The sequence below is a fragment of the Bradyrhizobium sp. TM102 genome (assembly GCF_009176685.1).
In the GTDB taxonomy this organism is placed as follows: domain Bacteria; phylum Pseudomonadota; class Alphaproteobacteria; order Rhizobiales; family Xanthobacteraceae; genus Bradyrhizobium; species Bradyrhizobium ottawaense.
In genome coordinates this window covers 3116792-3137187 of record NZ_AP021855.1, presented here as the reverse complement: position 1 = coordinate 3137187, position 20396 = coordinate 3116792, and the positions used below count along the sequence as shown (strand labels likewise).

26 protein-coding genes and 1 pseudogene are annotated in these 20396 nt (G+C 65.0%); 14 read left to right on the top strand and 13 right to left on the bottom strand.

All coding sequences use genetic code 11. The annotated features are described in order from the left end of the window. Nucleotides 1-8: 8 nt before the first annotated feature. Nucleotides 9-2876, top strand: coding sequence for an aminomethyl-transferring glycine dehydrogenase (gene gcvP / locus GDN70_RS14735; protein ID WP_152102717.1), 2868 nt, complete (start codon nt 9-11; stop codon nt 2874-2876). A 117-nt stretch (nt 2877-2993) separates the two neighbouring features. Here the strand turns inward: gcvP and GDN70_RS35495 are convergent, their stop codons facing one another. Continuing rightward, the gene (locus tag GDN70_RS35495) at nt 2994-3290 is read right to left on the bottom strand and encodes a hypothetical protein (RefSeq protein ID WP_028142817.1); all 297 of its coding nucleotides are present in this window, start codon (nt 3288-3290) and stop codon (nt 2994-2996) included. Nucleotides 3291-3907: 617 nt separating this feature from the next. Then, nucleotides 3908-4996: a recombinase RecA gene (gene recA / locus GDN70_RS14725; RefSeq protein ID WP_028142816.1), complete on the bottom strand. Its 1089-nt coding sequence runs from the start codon at nt 4994-4996 to the stop codon at nt 3908-3910. Nucleotides 4997-5295: 299 nt separating this feature from the next. Between recA and GDN70_RS14720 the strand changes: the two genes are divergently transcribed. Both GDN70_RS14720 and GDN70_RS34940 read left to right on the top strand, forming a co-directional pair. After that, entirely contained in the window at nt 5296-5496 is a 201-nt protein-coding gene (locus GDN70_RS14720; protein ID WP_081494305.1) for a hypothetical protein, read from the top strand. A 156-nt stretch (nt 5497-5652) separates the two neighbouring features. After that, complete coding sequence (locus GDN70_RS34940) at nt 5653-5820, top strand: hypothetical protein (protein WP_085971717.1); 168 nt, start codon at nt 5653-5655, stop codon at nt 5818-5820. Nucleotides 5821-6456: 636 nt separating this feature from the next. Here the strand turns inward: GDN70_RS34940 and GDN70_RS14715 are convergent. Continuing rightward, entirely contained in the window at nt 6457-6714 is a 258-nt protein-coding gene (locus tag GDN70_RS14715) for a DUF2798 domain-containing protein (protein WP_028142814.1), read from the bottom strand. Nucleotides 6715-7065: 351 nt separating this feature from the next. On the opposite strand from GDN70_RS14715, the gene GDN70_RS14710 reads away from it, so the two are divergent. Together GDN70_RS14710 and GDN70_RS14705 are read left to right on the top strand one after the other, a co-directional pair. After that, entirely contained in the window at nt 7066-7263 is a 198-nt protein-coding gene (locus tag GDN70_RS14710) for a hypothetical protein (RefSeq protein ID WP_028142813.1), read from the top strand. 167 nt (nt 7264-7430) lie between these two features. Then, entirely contained in the window at nt 7431-7664 is a 234-nt protein-coding gene (locus GDN70_RS14705) for a hypothetical protein (RefSeq protein WP_028142812.1), read from the top strand. Between the two features lie 82 nt (nt 7665-7746). Here GDN70_RS14705 and GDN70_RS14700 read toward each other — a convergent pair whose 3' ends face one another. Beyond that, nucleotides 7747-8001, bottom strand: a complete 255-nt coding sequence (locus tag GDN70_RS14700; RefSeq protein WP_028142811.1) for a hypothetical protein — start codon at nt 7999-8001, stop codon at nt 7747-7749. 127 nt (nt 8002-8128) lie between these two features. Next, nucleotides 8129-8425 (bottom strand): hypothetical protein, encoded by a 297-nt coding sequence (locus tag GDN70_RS14695; protein ID WP_018316631.1) that lies wholly within the window; start codon nt 8423-8425, stop codon nt 8129-8131. 375 nt (nt 8426-8800) lie between these two features. Here GDN70_RS14695 and GDN70_RS14685 point away from each other — a divergent pair, with 375 nt between their 5' ends. Beyond that, nucleotides 8801-9265, top strand: coding sequence for a PaaI family thioesterase (locus GDN70_RS14685; protein ID WP_028142810.1), 465 nt, complete (start codon nt 8801-8803; stop codon nt 9263-9265). A 133-nt stretch (nt 9266-9398) separates the two neighbouring features. Here GDN70_RS14685 and GDN70_RS14680 read toward each other — a convergent pair whose 3' ends face one another. Continuing rightward, nucleotides 9399-9692 (bottom strand): HdeA family protein, encoded by a 294-nt coding sequence (locus tag GDN70_RS14680; protein ID WP_026201704.1) that lies wholly within the window; start codon nt 9690-9692, stop codon nt 9399-9401. Between the two features lie 176 nt (nt 9693-9868). Between GDN70_RS14680 and GDN70_RS14675 the strand changes: the two genes are divergently transcribed. After that, a complete protein-coding gene (locus tag GDN70_RS14675; protein WP_370092662.1) occupies nt 9869-10117 on the top strand; it encodes a PilZ domain-containing protein in 249 nt (82 codons plus the stop codon). 44 nt (nt 10118-10161) lie between these two features. Here GDN70_RS14675 and GDN70_RS14670 read toward each other — a convergent pair whose 3' ends face one another. Together GDN70_RS14670 and GDN70_RS14665 are read right to left on the bottom strand one after the other, a co-directional pair. Beyond that, nucleotides 10162-12198 (bottom strand): pyrroloquinoline quinone-dependent dehydrogenase, encoded by a 2037-nt coding sequence (locus GDN70_RS14670; RefSeq protein WP_038971635.1) that lies wholly within the window; start codon nt 12196-12198, stop codon nt 10162-10164. A gap of 13 nt (nt 12199-12211) precedes the next feature. Beyond that, nucleotides 12212-12436, bottom strand: coding sequence for a hypothetical protein (locus tag GDN70_RS14665; protein ID WP_038971667.1), 225 nt, complete (start codon nt 12434-12436; stop codon nt 12212-12214). Between the two features lie 177 nt (nt 12437-12613). Here GDN70_RS14665 and GDN70_RS14660 point away from each other — a divergent pair, with 177 nt between their 5' ends. Together GDN70_RS14660 and GDN70_RS14655 are read left to right on the top strand one after the other, a co-directional pair. Beyond that, on the top strand, nt 12614-13018 hold the full coding sequence (locus tag GDN70_RS14660) for a hypothetical protein (protein WP_028142806.1): 405 nt from the start codon (nt 12614-12616) through the stop codon (nt 13016-13018). Between the two features lie 113 nt (nt 13019-13131). After that, complete coding sequence (locus GDN70_RS14655; RefSeq protein ID WP_028142805.1) at nt 13132-13458, top strand: hypothetical protein; 327 nt, start codon at nt 13132-13134, stop codon at nt 13456-13458. Between the two features lie 68 nt (nt 13459-13526). On the opposite strand, the gene GDN70_RS14650 is transcribed toward GDN70_RS14655, so the two are convergent. From GDN70_RS14650 to GDN70_RS14640, 3 genes are read right to left on the bottom strand one after another with little or no spacing between them, the layout of a single operon-like run. Further along, a complete protein-coding gene (locus GDN70_RS14650) occupies nt 13527-13883 on the bottom strand; it encodes a carboxymuconolactone decarboxylase family protein (protein WP_038948083.1) in 357 nt (118 codons plus the stop codon). A 23-nt stretch (nt 13884-13906) separates the two neighbouring features. After that, nucleotides 13907-14374 (bottom strand): DUF6691 family protein, encoded by a 468-nt coding sequence (locus GDN70_RS14645; RefSeq protein WP_152102716.1) that lies wholly within the window; start codon nt 14372-14374, stop codon nt 13907-13909. Between the two features lie 5 nt (nt 14375-14379). Further along, nucleotides 14380-14808, bottom strand: coding sequence for a YeeE/YedE family protein (locus tag GDN70_RS14640; protein WP_028142802.1), 429 nt, complete (start codon nt 14806-14808; stop codon nt 14380-14382). 93 nt (nt 14809-14901) lie between these two features. Between GDN70_RS14640 and GDN70_RS14635 the strand changes: the two genes are divergently transcribed. The 3 genes from GDN70_RS14635 to GDN70_RS14625 all read left to right on the top strand — a co-directional run bounded on the left by GDN70_RS14635 (nt 14902) and on the right by GDN70_RS14625 (nt 18035). Further along, nucleotides 14902-15219, top strand: a complete 318-nt coding sequence (locus GDN70_RS14635; RefSeq protein ID WP_152102715.1) for a helix-turn-helix transcriptional regulator — start codon at nt 14902-14904, stop codon at nt 15217-15219. Nucleotides 15220-15250: 31 nt separating this feature from the next. Next, on the top strand, nt 15251-16690 hold the full coding sequence (ccoG, locus tag GDN70_RS14630) for a cytochrome c oxidase accessory protein CcoG (RefSeq protein WP_152102714.1): 1440 nt from the start codon (nt 15251-15253) through the stop codon (nt 16688-16690). A 151-nt stretch (nt 16691-16841) separates the two neighbouring features. Further along, nucleotides 16842-18035, top strand: coding sequence for a GNAT family N-acetyltransferase (locus GDN70_RS14625; RefSeq protein WP_152102713.1), 1194 nt, complete (start codon nt 16842-16844; stop codon nt 18033-18035). Here GDN70_RS14625 and GDN70_RS14620 read toward each other — a convergent pair. Beyond that, complete coding sequence (locus GDN70_RS14620; RefSeq protein WP_152102712.1) at nt 18013-18678, bottom strand: DsbA family protein; 666 nt, start codon at nt 18676-18678, stop codon at nt 18013-18015. The genes GDN70_RS14625 and GDN70_RS14620 overlap by 23 nt on opposite strands. 92 nt (nt 18679-18770) lie before the next feature. Further along, nucleotides 18771-19592, bottom strand: coding sequence for a helix-turn-helix domain-containing protein (locus GDN70_RS14615; protein WP_028142797.1), 822 nt, complete (start codon nt 19590-19592; stop codon nt 18771-18773). A 100-nt stretch (nt 19593-19692) separates the two neighbouring features. Between GDN70_RS14615 and GDN70_RS14610 the strand changes: the two are divergent. Further along, nucleotides 19693-19922 (top strand): annotated as a pseudogene (locus GDN70_RS14610) (hypothetical protein). A 39-nt stretch (nt 19923-19961) separates the two neighbouring features. After that, nucleotides 19962-20360 carry a hypothetical protein gene (locus tag GDN70_RS14605; RefSeq protein ID WP_152102711.1) on the top strand — a complete coding sequence of 133 codons (399 nt, stop codon included), beginning with the start codon at nt 19962-19964 and terminating at the stop codon, nt 20358-20360. Nucleotides 20361-20396: the final 36 nt, after the last annotated feature.

Sequence of the window (20396 nt, the reverse complement as noted above, 5' to 3'; positions counted from 1 at the left end):
AGCAAGCGATGACCGCGCACCGCAAGACCAACGGCGACACCGCCGCCAGTTTCGTTCGCCGCCATATCGGCCCGTCGGCGCGCGACGTCACCGCCATGCTCGAAACCGTCAGCGCCAAGAGCGTCGACGCCCTGATGGCGGAGACGCTGCCGGCTTCGATCCGGCAGGCCGCCCCGCTCGATCTCGGCAAGCCGCTCAGCGAGACCGAGGCGATCGCGCATATGGGCGAGCTCGCAGCCCAGAACCAGGTCTTCACCTCGCTGATCGGCCAAGGCTATTCCGGCACGATTTTGCCCGCGGTGATCCAGCGCAACATCCTGGAGAACCCGGCCTGGTACACGGCGTACACGCCCTACCAGCCCGAGATCAGCCAGGGCCGGCTGGAGGCGCTGCTCAACTTCCAGACCATGATCTGCGACCTCACCGGGCTCGACGTCGCCAACGCCTCGCTGCTCGACGAGGCCACCGCCGCGGCCGAAGCCATGGCGCTGGCGGAGCGGCACTCGCAGGTCAAGGCGCAAGCCTTCTTCGTCGACAAGGACGTGCATCCGCAGACGCTCGCTGTGATGCGCACCCGCGCCGAGCCGCTGGGCTGGACCCTGATCGTCGGCGATCCCCTCACCGATCTCGACAAGGCCGACGTGCTCGGCGCGCTGCTGCAATATCCGGGCTCTTCGGGCGCGGTGCGCGACCTCCGGCCCGCGATCGCAACATTGAAGGCCAAGGGCGCGCTCGCGATCGTGGCCGCCGACCTGCTGGCCCTGACGCTGCTCGCCTCGCCCGGCGAGCTCGGCGCCGACATCGCGATCGGCTCGGCGCAGCGTTTTGGCGTGCCGATGGGTTATGGCGGACCGCACGCGGCCTATATGGCGGTGCGCGATGCGCTGAAGCGCTCGCTGCCCGGCCGCATCGTCGGCCTCTCCGTGGATTCCCGCGGGATGCCGGCCTATCGCCTCGCGTTGCAGACCCGCGAGCAGCACATCCGCCGCGAGAAGGCGACCTCGAACATCTGCACCGCGCAGGTGCTGCTGGCCGTGATCGCCTCGATGTACGCGGTCTATCATGGCCCCGAAGGGCTGACGCAGATCGCCCGCAATGTGCATCGCCGCGCCGCCGTGCTCGCGAGCGGCTTGCGCAAGCTCGGCTTCGCGCCTGATGGCGAGAACTTCTTCGACACGATCAGCGTCGATGCCGGCGCCAGGCGAGCCGAGATCGTCGCGCGCGCGGCGGCCGAGAAGATCAATCTCGGCGTCGGCGCCACCAGCTTGCGCATCGCGCTCGACGAGACCACGACGCCCGCGACGGTCGAAGCGGTCTGGCGCGCCTTCGGCGGCAAGCTGGCCTATGCCGAGTTAGAGGCGACCACGCGCGAGGCGCTGCCGGAGGCGCTGAAGCGCGCGACCTCATTCCTCACCCATCCCGTCTTCCACGCGCATCGCTCGGAGACCGAGATGCTGCGCTACATGCGCAAGCTCAGTGACCGCGACCTCGCACTCGACCGTGCGATGATCCCGCTGGGATCCTGCACCATGAAGCTGAACGCGACCACCGAGATGATGCCCCTGACCTGGCCGGAGTTCGGCTCGCTGCATCCGTTCGTCCCGCGCGAGCAGGCCAAGGGCTATCACGCGCTGTTCGCGCGGCTGGAAAAATGGCTGTGCGACATCACCGGCTATGACGCCATCTCGCTGCAGCCGAATTCGGGCGCGCAGGGCGAATATGCGGGACTTCTTGCCATTCGTGGCTACCATGCCGCGCGCGGCGAAAGCCATCGCAAGATCTGCCTGATCCCCTCCTCCGCCCACGGCACCAATCCGGCCTCGGCCGCGATGGTCGGCATGGACGTGGTGGTGGTCGCCTGCGAGAAGAACGGCGACGTCGACGTCAATGATCTCCGCGCAAAGGCCGAGAAGCACTCCAATGATCTCGCTGCGGTCATGATCACCTATCCCTCGACGCACGGCGTGTTCGAGGAGCACATCCGCGAGATCTGCGACATCGTGCACGGCCATGGCGGCCAGGTGTATCTGGACGGCGCCAACCTCAACGCGCAGGTCGGCCTTAGCAGGCCCGGCGATTACGGCGCCGATGTCAGCCATCTCAATCTGCACAAGACCTTCTGCATCCCGCATGGCGGCGGCGGCCCCGGCATGGGCCCGATCGGCGTGAAGGCGCATCTGGCGCCGTTCCTGCCGGGTCATCCGGCGACCCAAGGCGACGCACCGGTCGGCCCGGTCTCGGCCGCGCCGTTCGGTTCGGCCTCGATCCTCACCATCTCCTACATCTACATCCTGATGATGGGCGGTGAAGGCCTGAAGCGCGCCACCGAGATCGCGATCCTCAACGCCAACTACATCGCAGCGCGGCTCGATCCCCACTTCCCGGTGCTCTACAAGAATGCGAAGGGCCGCGTCGCGCATGAGTGCATCGTCGATCCCCGTCCGCTGAAGAATACGAGCGGCGTCACTGTCGACGACATCGCCAAGCGCCTGATCGACTACGGCTTCCACGCGCCGACCATGAGCTTCCCGGTGCCGGGCACGCTGATGATCGAACCGACCGAATCGGAATCCAAGGCCGAGCTGGATCGTTTTTGTGATGCCATGATCGCGATCCGGAAAGAAATCGCCGAAGTCGAGGCCGGCCGCTTCAAGATCGAGGCGTCACCGCTGCGCCATGCTCCGCACACCGTGCACGACATCGCCGATGATGATTGGAAGCGCGCCTATACCCGCAGCGAGGGCTGCTTCCCCGCGGGCACCTCGCGCACCGACAAATACTGGAGCCCGGTGGGGCGCGTCGACAACGTCTATGGCGACCGCAACCTGGTATGCTCCTGCCCGCCGGTGAGCGATTACGCGGAGGCGGCAGAGTAAGACGCGACGGAGGTCTTGTAGGGTGGGCAAAGCGTAAGCGTGCCCACCACCCTTGTATGCGTTGAAATATGGTGGGCACGGCGCTTACGCGCCTTTGCCCACCCTACGGCTCCTGACCTAAGGCGCAATCAACAATCGACTTTCACGATCCCAACGCCAGAGTTGCTCATTGGTCAGCAACGTGCCGCCCCACCAGCGCCGAATCGGATTGTGACGGCGAAAATCCTCCCGACCTTCCAGAACCGCTTTGCCAAACTCCGTCAGCGACAGCCGGCTCCGGCGAAAGGCGGCGTTGCGACCGCGCGCGTTGTCCGGATCGAGTGTCGCCAGCTTGCCGTCCAGACCCGCAACCGCTGGCGCAGGGCCGAATGCGAGCCCTTCGAGCAGCGCGCCCAACTCCCACGGATCGAACACACGAGCCTCGGAGGTGCCTGACGGAAACAGCTCATCGGTGCGACTGCGTCCGCTTGCGATGAGTTCGAGAAGCCGCGTCTCGGTCGCCCCCAGTCCCGTCGCTGGCGACGGCAGCGCAGATCGAAATCGACGAGTCGTAGTCTCAGACTCTCAGTAAGTGACGGCTCGAAACGCAGGTAATCGAGGATCCAGATCAACTGCAATCGACTGTTGGGTTCGGGGTCGAACCACAGTTCAATGAGATCGACCCCGTAATTCTTGCAGACCCAGAGCAGGGCACCGGCTCGATCCTGGCGCCTGATGAGGGGCGACTGACGCACGGGGACGCAATCCGACCAGTGCATTTGGTCGACCCACGTCCTGGACTCCCGCCAGCCGAGATAGCGGATGAGGTGGTCAGCCGTCGGAAGTGGCCCCGAAACGAAGCGATAGATGAACGGGATGACCATGTCGGCGCGATCGGCGAGGGCAAGACCGACGCCCGCCGAACTGGTCAGGATCACACGCTTCATCGTCGGCGCACCTCACCCTTACGCAAAACGAAACGGGCACTGACGACGTCGGCAACTCAACGTCTTCAGCGCCCGCTCCTCGCGAAAAACTTTCGCGTTAGGGTCTTACTCGTCCGCCGGCTCCTCGCCGTCGGCGTCGCGCTCCGGCGTGCCGGCGAGAATTTGCTCGGCGATCAGGCCGGAGTTCTGGCGGATCGAGGTCTCGATCTTGGCGGTGATGTCGGGGTTGGCCTTCAGGAACGCTTTCGAATTCTCGCGGCCCTGGCCGAGACGCTGGCTGTCATAGGAGAACCAGGCGCCTGACTTCTCGACGATGCCGGCCTTGACGCCGAGATCGAGGATCTCACCCATCTTGGAGACGCCCTCGCCGTACATGATGTCGAACTCGACCTGCTTGAAGGGCGGCGCCAGCTTGTTCTTGACGACCTTGACGCGCGTGGTGTTGCCGACAACTTCGTCGCGCTCCTTGATCGCGCCGATGCGGCGGATGTCGAGGCGGACCGAGGCATAGAACTTCAGCGCGTTGCCGCCGGTGGTGGTTTCCGGCGAGCCGTACATCACACCGATCTTCATGCGGATCTGGTTGATGAAGATCACCATGGTGTTGGACTTGTTGATGGAGGCCGTCAGCTTGCGCAGCGCCTGGCTCATCAGGCGGGCCTGCAGACCCGGCAGCGCATCGCCCATCTCGCCCTCGAGCTCGGCCTTCGGCACCAGCGCCGCGACCGAATCGATCACCAGCACGTCCACCGCACCCGACCGCACCAGCGTGTCGCAGATCTCCAGCGCCTGCTCACCGGTGTCGGGCTGCGAGATCAGGAGCTCGTCGATGTTGACGCCCAGCTTCCTCGCATAGACCGGGTCGAGCGCGTGCTCGGCGTCGATGAAGGCGCAGATGCCGCCCTTCTTCTGCGCTTCGGCCACCGTATGCAGCGCCAGCGTGGTTTTTCCTGAGGATTCCGGCCCGTAGATCTCGACGATGCGCCCCTTCGGCAGGCCGCCGATGCCGAGCGCGATATCGAGCCCGAGCGAGCCTGACGACACCGCCTCGATGTCCATGGACCGGTCGTTCTTGCCGAGCTTCATCACCGAGCCCTTGCCGAACTGGCGCTCGATCTGAGAGAGCGCGGCGGCCAGAGCTTTACTCTTGTCCATGGAAGATCCTTCGACGATACGCAGGGCAGTGGCGGACATTGGGTCGTGCTCCTTATGGCGAGGATTCGCGTGAGGGACAAACGATTGGCGAGGCGGCTCGTCGATAAAAGCAACGTACCCTATTTGTTCTAGGTTCGCAATATGTTCTTTTGCGGATTTGAGGCTTTGTCCGTGAGCATCGCCACGTCCCCCTCCCCATTCGCGTTGTGCACACAACTGGACAGACGCGGCTCCCGTTAATGGTCCTCAATGGGCCATCACCGCCCCAACCGTGGCCACTATCGGTGACGAGAACGCCGATTGCGCTCCCGCCTTCATCGCATGAAAAGGAGCGCGCCATGCTCAAGCGGCGACGTTTCAAGCAGCAGTTGACCCTTCAAGACCGGCTCTCCGCATGGGTGAAGCAGGTCCAGGAAGAGGCCGCCAGGCTTCCGCCCGGGCCCGAGCGGGACGCCCTGCTCAAGAAGGCCCGCCAGGCCGATGTCGCCAATCATCTGCACGACTGGGTCATATCCACCGGGCTGCAACCGCCGAAATAGCAGGGCTGTCGCAACGTCATTCCCCCGGCGGAAGCTGACGCGCATCAAAGACGCAGCCGCCGGCCGCCGTCAGAATTCCGCAATCCTGCGGCACCGAACCTTTTCGCGGTCTCGGGCCTTCTCCAGGATGGGACCGCAACTCTGGGGACCTCAGTCATGACGGACACCACGAACCGCGATACGATCAGGCGCAATCCCCTGCTGGAGGCGGCGCATGAGGAGCTGATGAAGTTCGAGCGCCAGGAAAACGAATTCCGCAAGAAGGACCGCCAAGAGCGCGCCGCCGAGCTCCACCTTCCCCTGAATGAAATCAAGATCCACTAGACCCAACCGGGGGCTTCCGAAGCTGACAAGAGCGCGCCGGCGATACGGCTGGCGGCGGCCCTTTTGATGACCTTGCGGGAGGTGGCGGCGGGAGGCGGTCGCCCTATCACCGCAAGCGCGTTGACGGCATCCAAACACCAAGTTTAAGCTATTGAAAGGACAACGGAACTTCCGTGCAGCCTACTGTGCATGGGGTTGTTTTCCAATTTTGCGGCATGCCCTGTACCCCCGTTCATCCAGGGAAAGGCTGCCGCTCGCGTGCCTGTCCTTAAAGCAGCGCCAGCAGCACGAGGCCGATCACCAGCACCACGAAGCCAGCCGCTGTCGCGGCGGCGAATGACCGCTCTACGTTATCCATGATGCCACCCCGTGGTCGGCGTGCCACGTTTCCCCCATGGCTGCGCCGAACGCTGTGGAATCTTGCCGACCGGTGTGTCCGCAGTTGTGCGAACGGATGTCGAAATTGGGACCGGTGCGGGGCCAGTCTGCGGCCTCGGCGTTGAGTCCGGAAATCTGACGCCTGTCAGGCTGCCGTAAGCGGAGCCGGCTAGGATGATGCCGCTATGGTGTTGCAGCCCAGCACCTCAGCCTCCAATAACTTTTTGCCCCGTCTGGCTCTCCCCAGGCGGGGCTTTTTCATGCCTGCCGGGCGGTTCGCGGGTCCCGCTCCTCCTGCGTCAGGAGCAGCGAGAAGGCGCGGATCGCGGGCGCAGCCAGCAGCACGATCGGCAACATCGCGGCCCATGCGATCAGCCACGACACCATCCAGTGCCCGACGAAGCTCATCGCGCTGCCTGCGGGCAGGCTGGCGATCCCCGCCGCGATCAGCGACGTCAGCCCGGACTGGATGATGCCGAAGACGAAATGACTGTAGCGGCGGGGAATGCCCAGCATGACGACCCTTGCTGTTTTTGCCATCGCCAGACCAAGCAAGGCATATGCCGCCGCTTGCAGGGAAACCGGTAACCCCTCCGCGGGCCCCCGCGGCCCGTCCGATCGGCGTACCGACGCAGCCGGGTGCAGCCCAGGAACTTTGTTCATGGTCGGAGAACCACGGGTATGCGACAGCCTCACTGTCTCACGGACCGGCGTCTTTCGAGAGCCGGCTTCGCCTGTTTCGGGGCAGGCGCGCTTTCGAGATACCCCCGAACTATCTAGGGCTTACCGACAAAATTTGCTTGTCTCCGGAATATTGGCACGTCGAACATGTTTGCAGTCATGGAGAGTGAATCGTGGGAGGTCGCCATGAATCACAGGGGCATCGAGTTCACCGTCGCCAAGACGGCGATTCCCGGAATCTGGCAGTGGCAGTTCCGCATTGGCGAGCAGGTCAAGACCGGCAAGACCGAGACGAAAATCGACCTGTTGGCGATCCGGCGCGTGCAGCTGCGTATCGACCGTGAGCTGAAGCGATCGGCCGGGCGGCGTGAACCGGCCGGATGAAAGTCGGCATCGGATAGCGCCTTCTGCGCCCGCTGCACCACGGCTGGCGGTTGCGGCGGAACATCATCCGTAGCCGCCCGGAATTGATCTGACGGTCGTTTGGGATTGGACTGCGCGCGCCCATGGCCTTGGGGGCGAGGCCATCACGCGCGCGATCGGTGCCAGCTATGCCGTTGTATTTCTTTCGGATCCGGAATGGAAGTTACTCCGGCTGCGCCGATCAGGCGACGGAATTTGCCGATCGCAATTCGGCCTGGAAAGAGATGACCAATGTCTGCGCCGACATGACCGCAGGCATTGCCCGCAAGCTCCAGGAAAATTCCGAATGGCACATGGAGCTGCTGGACGAGACCAAGGAGCCCGTGTTCCGGATCCGCATCGTTGCCGAAACCCTCGACTAGCAAGCTCTCCGGATCAAGCTTTAGATTGTTGTTTGAGCATGATCTTTTCGGAAAACCGCTGAGCACTTTTCCGGATCATGCTCTAGTCCGCGCTGGGCAGCCGCCGCATGGTGAATTCGATATCGCCGCCGGGCAGCTCGCGCCAGCTCTCGACAACGCTCATATAGCCGGCCTTGGGGTAGCGGGCGAAGAAGGCCTGCGCCCTTTCCCGCGCCGCCGCGCGCGGCAGCGTGAAGGTCTCGCGCAGATAGCCGTCCCGAACCGCTTGGCCCGGCTTGCCGGCGATCTTGCGCCGGCGCGCCATCCGCTCGGCGAGATCCCGCGGACGGTCGGCCATGTCCTCCTCCTCTACGCACTACGCTCAGCCCAATGTAGGGCGTGAGCCGGGTGAAGAGGAGTCCCGTCCGAAAAGCGTTGCACCGCCTCCCGAACGGAGCTGGGTCAGTTGGCGGCCGTGCCGCTCGTCAGTTGGCGGCCGTGCCGCTCTTGGACTTCTTCGGCGCGCTGGTTGCGGCCGAGGCCTTCGGCGCCGCCGGCTGCTTCGGCGGATCGGAGCGCATGCCGCCCCAGGGATCGTTGGAGGTCTTGGAATCCGGGATCTTCTTCAGCGTTTCCTTGTAGGCCTTGTCACGCTCGGCTTCCGCGGCCTTTTCCTCGGGGGTCTTGCTCGGGGCGTCCTGCAGCAAATTCAGATTGGGCATTTGCGCATAGGCAGGTCCCGCCAGCACGGCCAGCACCGCGGCCAAACGGAAAAGCTTCATCGTCTACTCCTTGATCATCCATGGAGGCACGGATCGCCCGTGCCTGGTCATCCTTGTCGCGGCCGGTCGCGACCGCCGAGGCCGTCCGGGCCCGCTAGAGCCGATCCGATCTGCACGATTTCGGCGCGTGCAGCCAGTCGTCCCAGATCGGACCGCATTTGGTGCAGCCGCTCAGCGCCAGGCCGAGCGCGGCCATGCAAAAGACGAGGACACACCGACGCAACATCATCCACCCATACCCCGAGCAAGCCATCATATCGGGCCAAGTCAGGCATTTTCAAGCCGACGGGACCGGCGCCAGACCGGGTGACTTTGCCGCGCCGATGCGCGCACAATGGGCCGAAACATCCGGCAATACAGGAGAGCGCGCCAGCAATGCAAATGCAGCCAGACACCGAATTCGGCCTCTCCGACGCCAGACGCATCCTCGGCGAGGTTTTTGCGCCCTGGGTCCAGGATCTCAATCTCGCCGTCGAGCGCCTCGAGCACGTGCAGCCGGCGGATGCGCCGGACTGGCAGCCGGGCGCGCTGCTGCGCATGCCGTTCTCGGAGCGGCTGTGCCGGAACGGCGGCGTGGTCTGCGGCCAGGCCCTGATGGCGCTCGCCGACACCGCGATGGTGATCGCGATCCTGGCTGCCAATCGCGGCTACCGCCCGATGACCACGGTCGACCAGACCACGCATTTCATGCGCGCAGTGTCCTCGTCGGACGTGCTGGCGGACGCGCGCGTAGTGCGGCTCGGGCGCACCATGAGCTTTGGCCGCGTCACGCTGCTCTCGGCCGCCGACAACAAGCCGGTCGCGATGGTATCGAGCGCGTTCGCGATGCTGCCGGGCTGAGCAGCATCTCAAAAGAAGAGAGCCGCGTGGGCGTAAAGCGCACCGCGGCTCTCCATCACGATCGTGTCGAAGCAAGAGACCGAAGCGCGATTGCATCCTCGCTTCGGTCCGCACGCTTCATGACTTGCCGGGATTATTTTCCGAGCACTTCGTCGGCCGCGGTGACGATGCTGGCTGTCGGATTCTTTCCGCAATAGGCACCGAACTTCTTGGCGTTCTCGATGAACACGTCGGTGTCGATGATCGCGTTGTCCTCGTCGCCCTTGTACCAGCCGTCCATCCAGGTCAGCACGACCTGGATATTGTCTTCGCCGCTCTCGAGGAACTGCTTGCAGCTCATGGTCGAGAGGTCCCACTTGACGGCGTGGGCGGGCATCGACGACAGCGAGAACGCGGCGGCGAGCAAAATCGAAAGCGTGGTCTTCATCAGTATCTCCATTGGCGCGTAGCGCCACAAAAGAAAAGCGTGTGAGGAAAGTCGGCGGAGAGACTCTCCGCGTCAACGTCGTAAACGAAGTCTGAAGCGCTGTGCAAGTAGCGCCAGTATTGAGTTTAGTTCAACGTAATTTCTATGCACTACTTCACAATCAACATGATGGACCAATGCGGATGATCGAGAAGCGTGAAGCGCAGCGGTACCGTGTTTTCAAGGGTGGAACGATCACCTTTGAAAGCAGCGGCATTCCCTGCACTGTGCGAAACATGTCAGCGGGCGGCGCGGCGATCGACCTCGACACCCCCGTCACATTGCCGCAATCGTTCACGCTATCGATCGCGCGCGACGATTTCGTCCGGAATTGTCGCACAGTTTGGCGCAGTGACAAGCGCGTCGGCCTCGCCTTCGTGCAATAGCGCGCTCGATGTGAACGAACGTTCGCATCGCATCCACAACACGATTATGATTGCGTGATACGACGACGGCGACGCCAGCGCAGGCTTGCGATCACGAGCGCGGCGATCCCGATTCCGATCACTGCGGATGCCCAAAAAAATCGTCCACCGGGACGATCGATGGTGCGCGACCACAATGTCGGCGCCTCGCCCGGCCGCGCCAGGCGGAACGCAACCACGCTGTCGCCGATCGAGGTGCCAGCTTCGGAGTGGCCGCCGGCGCCGATCGCGACATATTGCTCGCCCTTCCACAGATAGGTCATGGGATTGGCGACGCCGGGCACCGGCAGCCGTCCCTGCCACAGCTCCTTGCCGCTTCGCGCATCGAAGGCGCGCAGATAAGCATCCATCGCGCCGGTGAAGACGAGACCGCCCGCCGTGACCGCCAGTCCGTTGACGAGAGGCGCACCCCAGGGCAGCGGCGCGCCGAGCGGCGCCAGATCTTCGCTGGTGCCGACCGTCGAGCGCCAGAGGATCTTGCCGGCCTTCAGATCGACCGCAACCATCTCGCCCCAGGGCGGCTTGTTGCAGAGCAGACCGAGCGGCGACATCATCACCGCGCGCGACATCGCAAACGGCGCGCCGCGCTGCTGGCCGAAATCATGACCCGGCGGCGGATTGAATCCAGCGGCCTCCGCGCGCGGGATCAGCCTGATGAGATGAACGGCGCGCCCGGTGTTGGCGTAGAGAATCTGCCGGACCGGATCGAAGGCCGCGCTGCCCCAGTTCACGCCGCCGCCGGTGAAGGGAAACTCCAGCGTGCCCCGCACGGAAGGCGGCGTGAACAGACCCTCGTTGCGCGCCTCCGTGAACTGGCGCTCGCAGGACGAGCGGCGCAGTTCCGGCAACGGCGAGAGCGCGTCGTCGGTCGAGATCGTCTGCGACGTCAGCGCCGGCACATGCGTCGGAAACGGCTGCGTCGGCGACAACGCCTCCCCGTCCGCGCCGCCCTGCGGCACCGCGCGTTCTTCCACCGGCCAGACCGGCTTGCCGGTATCGCGGTCGAGCACGAAGACAAAACCCTGCTTGGTCGGCTGGATCACGACGTCGCGCTGGCCGTCACCGGCATCGAGGCGCGCGAGCGTCGGCTGCGCCGCCAGATCGTAATCCCAGACGTCGTGATGCACGGTCTGGAATGCCCATGCGAGCTCGCCGGTCTCGATACGCAAAGCGACCACCGAATTGGCATGTTCGTTGTTGCCCGGCCGCTTGCCGCCCCAGAAATCCGGCGACGGCGAGGACGTCGGCAGGAACACCAGGCCGCGCGCCGCGTCGACCGACATCGGCGCCCAGACGTTGGCGTGCCCGGCTTCGATGCCGTCACGCTTGAGCGGCTCGAAGGTCCAGCGCGCCCGGCCGCTGCGCGCGTCGAACGCACGTACGACGCCGCTCGGCGCATCGACGCGTCGGTTGTCGGAGATCGAGGAGCCGACCACGACGACACCCCGGCCAACGGCGGGCGGCGAGGTGATCTGGAACTCGCCGGGCCATTCCAGGGCCATGCCGATATCGAGGTTCACCTCGCCGCCATTGCCGAAACCGGCACAGGGAATTCCCGTCTTCGCGTCCAGCGCGATCAGGCGGACGTCGTTCGTGCCCATGAAGATGCGCGATCGGCAGGCGGCATTCGCGGGCGCCTCATCGTCGGTCCAGTGGGTGACGCCGCGGCAGACGTAACGATTGGCGGGACGCTGATTGGTCGCGATCTTCGGATCGTAACGCCATTTCTGCGCGCCTGTGCCGGGATCGAGCGCAATCACCTCGTTGAAGGGCGAGCAGAAGATCAGGCTGTCCTCGACGAACAGCGGCGTTGCCTGGAATTTGGTTCGCCGCATCACCTCCGGCGGACGCACCGCAAGATCGCCGGTGCGGAATTCGAAGGCCCGAACCAGATTGCCGACATTGTCGGGCGTGATCTGTTGCAGTGGCGAGAAGCGCGAGCCGCCGGCATCGCCGCCCCAACTCTCCCAGGCCGCGCTTGGCCGCACGGCAATCAGCAGCAGCGCAACGAGCCCGATCGGAATTCGCAGGCTGCTCCGCAACGCTTCCCTCGCTCTATTTCGGCTTCTTGGCGGGCTCACTCGGCCGGGCCCCGCCCCAAGGGTCGTACTTGTCCTTGGGCTCGGGAATGCGCTCGAGCGCGGCCTTGTAGGCTTTCTCGTCGACCTTGGGCTTGTTGTCCGCCGGTTTGGCTCCGTCATTGGGTGGCCGCCGGCCCTGCCCCTGCGCCGAGGCAACCGTCAGCGCCATGACCGCGGCCGCGATGACCAAAATCCTCATTGGTGCAATCCCCCTCGTCTGGGGTACAAACTTAGCCTGCAATTCCGGAATATGAAATGCCGCGAGTTCCAAGGATTCCATCAAGGCTTCCATAAAGACTTCAGCAAATCTTGATCGCCGGGGACTTCGCCGGATCGCATTCCTGCCTATCTGTTGGCCCGCAGGGGACCTTCACGGATGTTGCGGATCATTGCTCATGCGGCGCTGCTCGCCGGCGCGCTCGCGCTCGGCGCCTGCGGCGTTGCCGACAGCCGCGCCCCAGTGCCGGAATTCATGCGCATGAAGGAAACCGAGCAGCCGCCGCCCGAAGCGCCTCCCGACGTCAAGCGCCTGGTGCGCGAGCAGATCGACGTCGTCTTCCTCGCCACCTCCTATCCGCGCGAGGTGCACGTCGCTTCGCCCCATCGCGAGGTGCGAGGGCCCGGCTGGACCGCCTGCGTCCGCGCCCAGCTCACCTCCGCGACCGGCACCTCGCTCGGCGCCCAGACCTACATCGTGACGATATCTGGCGGAAAGGTGGTCGACCGCCGCCGCGCGGAAGCCGACGATATCTGCGGAACGGAGACCTACGAGCCGATCTAGCAGCGAATCCGCGCAACAAAGCTCCGGTTCCGGGAAAAACCAGCATCGCAATCGGGAACGATCGCCGCCTCCCCTTCTTGTTACCGCCAAGGGCAGTTTCGGTGGAGGACAGGATGAAGACGTTTACGATTGCGCTTTTGGCGGGCGTCGGTGCTTTGGCGGCGGCGTCGAGTGCGAAGGCTTCCGATATCTACACGAGCAGCGAGTACACCAATTCGGATCTCGTCCAGCAGGTCCGGCTTGTCTGCGACGACGCCGGCCGCTGCTATCGCACGCGCGGTGGTTCGCGCGTGATCGTGCGCGATTCCTACAATTCCATGCCGCGCGATCGCTATTATGAGCGACGCACCTATCGCGACTGGGATGACGGGCCGCGCGGCGGCGTCGGCATTCGCGCGCCCGGCGTCAGCGTGGGCGTCGGTGTCGGCGACCGCTGGTAGTTGCTAGATCCAGCATGGGCGGGACCGGGCGAGACAATCGCCCGGTCCCGTCACGTGATTGAATCGGATCAGGCGGCGACGGATTGCTGCTGGAACTGCTCGTAGGCCGCGATCGCGTCCGCCGCGTACATCAGCGACGGTCCGCCGCCCATGTAAACGGCCATGCCGAGCGTCTCCTCGACCTCCTGACGCGTCGCGCCGAGCTTGACGAGGGCTTCGGTGTGAAAGCCGATGCAGCCGTCACAACGCGCGGCGACACCGAGCGCCAGCGCCATCAGCTCCTTGGTCTTCTTGTCCAGCGCGCCGTCCCGCGTGGCGGCCTGGGCGAGTGCGGAAAATCCCTTCATCGTCTCGGGAATGTCGCTCCGCAGCTTGCGCATATTGGCGGAGATTTGCCTGACGATGTCGGGATAGTTCTTGTCCATGGTCTTTACTCTCTGCAGTGACTTCAGGTTTCGAGCGGATCGGCCGGCGCGACGAAGCGTGTCAGCGACGGCAGGTGAGCGACAAAGCGTGCGAGCACCATGCCGGCACACATCGCCGCGACGAAGATGAAGGCCGAAGAAGACCCGAACCCGAGCGCGGTCAGCGCCGGCCCCGGACAGAAGCCGGCCATTCCCCAGCCGATACCGAAGATCGCCGGACCTGCGACGATTCTGAGATCGATATCGTTTCGCGTCGGGAGGAAAAATCGTTCGGCAAAGAACGGACGCGCGCGCCGCAGGACGCGATTGAAGCCGATAAAGGTCACGGCCACCGCGCCGGCCATCACGAAGGCAAGGCTCGCATCCCACGTCCCCGCCGGAATGCCGCCGACGTCGAGGAAGTTCAGAACCTTCGCCGGGTCGGACATGCCGGAGACGATCAGGCCGAGACCGAAGACCAGGCCGATCACGAATTGAACGAGAATGGCCATCGGCGTCAGCTCCAATGCCGCATCACGAAGACGGTCGCCATGCCGGCTGCCATGAAGGTCACGGTCGCGACCAGCGAACGCGTGGAGAGCCGCGACAGGCCGCAGACGCCGTGGCCCGAGGTGCAGCCGCTGCCCCACACCGAGCCAAAGCCGGTGAGCAGGCCGCCGACAACCAGGATTGCCGTGCCCGCCTCGATCGTCTGCGACGGCAGGCTTCCGGTGGCGAGCCGCACCAGCACGGGTGCGGCGACAAGACCGGCGACGAAGGCCAGCCGTCCGGCGAACTCGCCGTCCTCATAGGGCGGAAACAACCTTGCCGCGATGCCGCTGACGCCGGCGACCCGTCCCTTCGCCCACATCAGCAGAACGGCGGACAGGCCGATCAGCGCGCCGCCCACGAGCGAAGCCATTGGCGTGAAAGACGTTGCAACCATTCGACCCTCCGGACCGAGAGTGCCCTTCACGGGCGGCGATACCCTTATTTCAGTTGTTTCTTATTTTCGAATATACTAATATACTAGCCGACCATGAATCGCAAGCCCCGCAATCAGGAATTGCTCGCTCTGGAGGAGAAGGCCGAAGAGGCCTCCCGCCTCCTCACCGCTATGGGCAATCCCAAGCGCCTGCTGGTTCTCTGCAACATGCTGGACGGCGAAAAGTCCGTCGGCGAACTCGCCGAGATCGCAGGCCTGTCCTCGGCGGCGCTATCGCAGCATCTCGGCAAGATGCGCGCATTGAGCCTGGTCAAACCCAGGCGGGAGGGCCAGACGATATACTACAGCATCGCGAGCCGGGAAGTCCGCGTGGTGCTGGAGACGCTGTACCGCCTCTTCTGCGCACCCTAGGACTTCGCCGGCGCAAACGCGGGAGCGCGGCATGACCGACGACACCTTCATCGAAGGACCTCTCTACGAGAAGCGCAGGAAGGTCTATCCTCAATCGGTCCACGGCCCGTTCCGCCGCATCAAATGGGCGATCCTGTGCGTCACGCTCGGGATCTACTATCTCTTGCCATTCATGCGCTGGAATCGCGGACCCGGCCTGCCCGACCAGGCCGTGCTGATCGACTTGCCGCATCGCCGCTTCTATTTCTTCTTCATCGAGCTGTGGCCGCAGGAGGTGTATTACTTCACCGGGCTGCTCATCATCGCGGCGATGGCCCTGTTCCTGATGAACGCGGTCGCAGGGCGACTGTGGTGCGGCTATCTGTGCCCGCAGACGGTGTGGACCGACTTGTTCTACGCCGTGGAGCGCTGGGTCGAAGGCGACCGGCGCGAGCGCATGCAGGGCGACAAGCACTACTGGACGTTCGACCACATCCGGAAGGTGGCGCTGAAGCACTTTCTCTGGATCATGATCGCCTGGTGGACCGGCGGCGCCTGGGTGCTGTATTTCGACGACGCGCCGACGCTGGTGAAGGAGCTCGCCACCTTCCAGGCCCCGTTCATCGCCTATCTCTGGATCGGCATCCTGACCGCGACGACCTATGTCTTCGCCGGCCACGCCCGTGAGCAGATGTGCATCTACATGTGCCCGTGGCCGCGCATCCAGGCGGCATTGACCGACGAATCGGCGCTCAACGTCACCTATCGCCGCGACCGCGGAGAGCCGCGCATGTCGGTGAAGAAGGCGGAAGCTGCCCGCGCCCATGGCGATTTCGCCGGCGATTGCGTCGACTGCCACCAATGCATCAACGTCTGCCCGACTGGCGTCGACATCCGCCACGGCATCCAGCTCGGCTGCATCCAGTGCGGCCTCTGCATCGATGCCTGCGACAACGTCATGCGCGAGATCGGCCGGCTCAAGGGCCTGATCGGCTACGATACCGATATCAACATGCAGCGCCGGCGCGACGGCAAGCCGCCGATCTATCGCATCGTCCGCGCGCGCACGCTGATCTATACCGCAGCCATTGCCATCGTCGGCACCATCATGGTCTACACCCTCGCCACGCGCGCGACCATGGACGTCAACGTGCTGCACGAGCGCAATCCGCTGTTCGTTCAGCTCTCGGACGGCGGGGTCCGCAACGATTACACCGTGCGCATTCTCAACAAGGGCGCACAGCGATCGTTTGCGATCGAGGTCTCCGGACTGCCCGGCGCGAACATCCGGGTCGCAGGCGTTGAAGTCGCTCCGGATGGCAAGCCCGTCGTAGAAGTCGGGCAGGACCAGACCCGCGAGGTCAGGCTGTCGGTGCAGGTCGGGCCTGCCGATCTGCCGAAGAGCTCGCGCGATCTCGAGGTTGCGATCACCGATACCGCCAGCGGGGGGCGGGCGAGCGCCCGTGATCACTTCCTGCCCGGCGACAAATAGGGATCTGCGTTGAGCATCCGGCACCGGATGCTCAACGAGACGTTAACATTACCGGTCGAATTGGAGCCGCGTCCCAACGGTATTTTCCAATCTTTGGGCTAAGCATGGCCACGTGACGCGGCATTTGCCCGCGTGAACGGGACGAGGGGACGTGGTCGACATCGCGCAGCAGGCAGCGATCCATGCGGCATCGAGAAAGGATGCCATGGCGGCGCGCGTCCCGCTTACAGCGATCGATCCCGGCCAATGGCGCGCGCTCGCGCAGCGCGCGATCGAGCCGAACGGATATTACCTGCCCGCCTGGGAGCTCGCCGTCAGCGCCACCGCGCGCGGCCGCACCGCAGCTTCGGCATTGCCCGCTTTCGACGGAGCGTCGACCCGGCTGATCGGGCTGATGCCGGTGATCTCGCTGTGGCGCGCCCTGAAGATTCCCCTGCCCGCGCTGGTGAGCGCGCATCCCTACGGCACCCTGTGCAGTCCGCTGATCGACCGCGACGCCCCGATCGAGGCGGCGACGCAACTGTTGCGGCGGGCGCGCGAGGCCGGCGCGCATGCGCTCGTGCTCAACGACGTCGCGCTCGACGGCGCTGCGATGACTGCGCTTAAGCAGGTCCTGACCCGCGACGGCCTGAAGCCGCGCGTGCTTTCCTCCTACATCCGCGCCAGCCTCGATGCGACGCAGGATGACGAAACGCTACTGCGCGACGCACTCGGCACCAAGAAGCTCAAGGAGCTGCGCCGACAAAGCCATCGCCTCGAAGAGCACGGCCCTGTTATGTTCGACGTCGCACGCCGGCCTGACGAGATCGGGCCCGCACTCGAAACATTCCTGCAGCTCGAAGCCAGCGGCTGGAAAGGCAAGCGCGGCACCGCGCTGGTGCAGCATGTCGGCGATGCGACCTTCATTCGCCGCGCGGTGCCGGCGCTGGCGGAGACCGCGCAGTGCGAAATCATCACGCTTCGCGCCGGGACGACCCCGGTCGCCGCCGGCATCGTGCTGCGCCATCAGGACCGCGCTTTCTTCTTCAAGCTCGGCATTGACGAACGCTTTGCGAAATATTCGCCGGGCGTGCAGCTCACAATCGAGCTCACCCGCCATCTCTGCGCCGATCCCGCCATCGCAAGCGCGGATTCCACCGCGAGCGCCGATCACCCCATGATCAACCCGATCTGGCGCGGGCGTTTTGCAGTCGGCGACGTGCTGATCCCGCTGCGGCGGCACGATCCGGTCGTGGCCCTGATTCACGCAGCACTGGCCGGACTCAATGCCGCGCACGAGGGCGCGCGACACGTGGTCCGCCGGCTCCGCAAATCAGCGAAAGCTACTCCGCCGCCTGCGCGTTGATCTCCTCCGAGACCTGGCGGATGGCGCGCGCGAGCAGGGTCGGGTCCTGCGCACCGGAGACGGCGTATTTCTGCGCGAACACGTAGGTCGGCACGCCGGAGATGCCCTTCTCGGCGGCCTCCTGCGCATCGGCCGAGACGCGCGCGACGTCTTCGTCGGTGGCAAGGCGCCGGCGCACGTCCTCGACGTCGAGGCCGATATCGGCGGCCGCCTGCACCAGCACGTTCACATCGGTGAGATCGCCCCCGTCGCGGAAATACAGCTCCATCAGGCGCTGCTTCATCTCGGGCGCCTTGCCGATCGCTTCCGCCCACAGGATGAGGCGATGGCAGTCGGTCGTGTTGGGCTGACGCGCGACCAGCTCGGGCTTGTAGAGGAGGCCCTCCTCGCTTGCGGCCGTAACGACGCGCCCCGCGATTCCTTTATAGGCTTCGACCGAGCCGAACTTCTGGGTGAGATAGGCCTCGCGGCTGATGCCCTCGCGCGGCACCCAGGGATTGAGGAAGAACGGGCGGAAATTGAGCTTGACGGGAACGTCCGGCACGAGCGCCAGCGCACTCTCGATCCGGTGCTTGCCGATATAGCACCAGGGGCACACCACATCGGAGACGACATCGATCTGGAGCGGTTTCAGCGTGCTCATGTCAGGCGCCTCCTTCGGGCGATCAAGGTTGGCCCAAAGATAAGCCGAAGCCGCTCGGAGGCAAGGGTGCCAAGGGCTCTAGGTCAAGGGCTCTAGGTCATGGCTGCCGCGATCTGCTTCAGCCGCTCTGCGGTGCGCTCGTCGGCCGGGAAGAACGTCTCCAGCGCCAGCTCCGACAGGGTGATATCGACGGGCGTGCCGAACACCATGGTGGTGGAGAAGAAACTTAGTATCTCCCCGCCGTGGCGCAGCTTGAACGGGATCGCGACATTGTCGCTCGACAGCGGCCCCGCGCGCGCCGGGATGGGGTAGCTCTTGAGGTCGTTGTAGAGCTTGATCAGCTCAGGATCGGCCGTCACCTCGCATTGCCGGTGCAGACGCTCCAGAAGGTGGCCGCACCACTCCGCGAGATTGACCGTGCGCGGCGCCAACGCCTCGGGATGAAAGGCGAGCCGCAGCACGTTGAAGGGCTGGCCAAGCAGCCGCTGCGGAATGCCATCGAGCAGCGGCGCCACCATGCGGTTGGCCGACACCAGGTTCCAGTGCCGGTCCACCGCGAGCGCGGGATTGGGCTCGTGCGCCCTCAGCACGAGATCGATCGCCTGGCGGGCTGATTTCAAGGCGGGATCCTCCAGCGGGCGCTGCTGGAACGCGGGCGCATAGCCGGCGGCGACCAGCAGCACGTTGCGCTCGCGCAAGGGCACGTCGAGACGCTCGGCGAGCCGCAGCACCATGTCGCGCGAGGGCGCGGCGCGGCCAGTCTCGACGAAGCTGAGATGACGCGCCGAGATTTCGGCTTCGCCCGCGAGATCGAGCTGGCTCATGCGGCGGCGCTGCCGCCATTCGCGCAAATGGTCGCCGATGTGAACCGGCTGGCTGCGGTCGGCCTGTGCCGTGGATGCATGTGCGTTCATGACCAGAACCTAGCATGCGGATTTCGGCCCTTCCATTACCCGCGAGGTAATCGAATTGGCGCGCCGGCGCGCGCATCTTCAGTGGCGACAGGAGATGACCATGATCGCGCTGCTGCTCTACCGGACCGTCGCAGACCACCTTGTTCCCTGGGCCATGGCCTTCGCAACGCGGATGCTGGCGCGCAGCCTCAACATGCCGGAGCCGCTGGTGCATTCGACCGGCGACTATGTGCTCGCGCAGGTCACGGCCTTCGAGCACGGCGTCGGCAGGAGCCTCTGTCCGTTCCGCCTCGCCCGCCTGCTCGCGCCTGGTGGCGCGGACGGCACTGAGTTTCACCCCCGAGCCCACCCCAACCATGGAGACCTCTGATGATCGACGCTTCCACCTTCCTGCGCCGCGCGCTGCTCGCCGATGCCATCTTCAGCGGCGTCGCCGCCCTCGGCTTCACTTTCGGCGCGAGCGCGTTCGCAGCTCTGTTCAATTTGCCGGAGGCGCTGCTGCGCGAGGCCGGCCTGTTCCTGATCGCCTACGCCGCGCTGGTCGGCTGGCTGGCGTCACGCGCCTCGGTGGCGAAGGCGCTCGTGCTGCTGGTCGTGATCGGCAATGCGGCCTGGACAGTCGGCAGCATTGCGCTGCTGCTCTCGGGCGCGGTGTCGCCGAACCTTGCCGGCGCGCTCATGGTCGTGGCGCAGGCGATCGCCACCGGCGTGTTTGCCGAGCTGCAATATGTGGGATTGCGGAGAAGTGCGAGCGCGTTGGCGGCGTAAGGCCCGGCCTGGCCGCGCACCAATCGCGGCCATCGC

What these genes read in the sequence shown, in the direction of transcription:
- gcvP (WP_152102717.1), top strand. Translation starts at nt 9, where the DNA reads ATGACCGCGCACCGCAAGACCAACGGCGACACCGCCGCCAGTTTCGTT.
- recA (WP_028142816.1), bottom strand. Translation starts at nt 4,996, where the DNA reads ATGTCCGCCACTGCCCTGCGTATCGTCGAAGGATCTTCCATGGACAAG.
- GDN70_RS14720 (WP_081494305.1), top strand. Translation starts at nt 5,296, where the DNA reads ATGCTCAAGCGGCGACGTTTCAAGCAGCAGTTGACCCTTCAAGACCGG.
- GDN70_RS34940 (WP_085971717.1), top strand. Translation starts at nt 5,653, where the DNA reads ATGACGGACACCACGAACCGCGATACGATCAGGCGCAATCCCCTGCTG.
- GDN70_RS14715 (WP_028142814.1), bottom strand. Translation starts at nt 6,714, where the DNA reads ATGCTGGGCATTCCCCGCCGCTACAGTCATTTCGTCTTCGGCATCATC.
- GDN70_RS14710 (WP_028142813.1), top strand. Translation starts at nt 7,066, where the DNA reads ATGAATCACAGGGGCATCGAGTTCACCGTCGCCAAGACGGCGATTCCC.
- GDN70_RS14705 (WP_028142812.1), top strand. Translation starts at nt 7,431, where the DNA reads ATGCCGTTGTATTTCTTTCGGATCCGGAATGGAAGTTACTCCGGCTGC.
- GDN70_RS14700 (WP_028142811.1), bottom strand. Translation starts at nt 8,001, where the DNA reads ATGGCCGACCGTCCGCGGGATCTCGCCGAGCGGATGGCGCGCCGGCGC.
- GDN70_RS14695 (WP_018316631.1), bottom strand. Translation starts at nt 8,425, where the DNA reads ATGAAGCTTTTCCGTTTGGCCGCGGTGCTGGCCGTGCTGGCGGGACCT.
- GDN70_RS14685 (WP_028142810.1), top strand. Translation starts at nt 8,801, where the DNA reads ATGCAAATGCAGCCAGACACCGAATTCGGCCTCTCCGACGCCAGACGC.
- GDN70_RS14680 (WP_026201704.1), bottom strand. Translation starts at nt 9,692, where the DNA reads ATGAAGACCACGCTTTCGATTTTGCTCGCCGCCGCGTTCTCGCTGTCG.
- GDN70_RS14675 (WP_370092662.1), top strand. Translation starts at nt 9,869, where the DNA reads ATGCGGATGATCGAGAAGCGTGAAGCGCAGCGGTACCGTGTTTTCAAG.
- GDN70_RS14665 (WP_038971667.1), bottom strand. Translation starts at nt 12,436, where the DNA reads ATGAGGATTTTGGTCATCGCGGCCGCGGTCATGGCGCTGACGGTTGCC.
- GDN70_RS14660 (WP_028142806.1), top strand. Translation starts at nt 12,614, where the DNA reads ATGTTGCGGATCATTGCTCATGCGGCGCTGCTCGCCGGCGCGCTCGCG.
- GDN70_RS14655 (WP_028142805.1), top strand. Translation starts at nt 13,132, where the DNA reads ATGAAGACGTTTACGATTGCGCTTTTGGCGGGCGTCGGTGCTTTGGCG.
- GDN70_RS14650 (WP_038948083.1), bottom strand. Translation starts at nt 13,883, where the DNA reads ATGGACAAGAACTATCCCGACATCGTCAGGCAAATCTCCGCCAATATG.
- GDN70_RS14645 (WP_152102716.1), bottom strand. Translation starts at nt 14,374, where the DNA reads ATGGCCATTCTCGTTCAATTCGTGATCGGCCTGGTCTTCGGTCTCGGC.
- GDN70_RS14640 (WP_028142802.1), bottom strand. Translation starts at nt 14,808, where the DNA reads ATGGTTGCAACGTCTTTCACGCCAATGGCTTCGCTCGTGGGCGGCGCG.
- GDN70_RS14635 (WP_152102715.1), top strand. Translation starts at nt 14,902, where the DNA reads ATGAATCGCAAGCCCCGCAATCAGGAATTGCTCGCTCTGGAGGAGAAG.
- ccoG (WP_152102714.1), top strand. Translation starts at nt 15,251, where the DNA reads ATGACCGACGACACCTTCATCGAAGGACCTCTCTACGAGAAGCGCAGG.
- GDN70_RS14620 (WP_152102712.1), bottom strand. Translation starts at nt 18,678, where the DNA reads ATGAGCACGCTGAAACCGCTCCAGATCGATGTCGTCTCCGATGTGGTG.
- GDN70_RS14615 (WP_028142797.1), bottom strand. Translation starts at nt 19,592, where the DNA reads ATGAACGCACATGCATCCACGGCACAGGCCGACCGCAGCCAGCCGGTT.
- GDN70_RS14605 (WP_152102711.1), top strand. Translation starts at nt 19,962, where the DNA reads ATGATCGACGCTTCCACCTTCCTGCGCCGCGCGCTGCTCGCCGATGCC.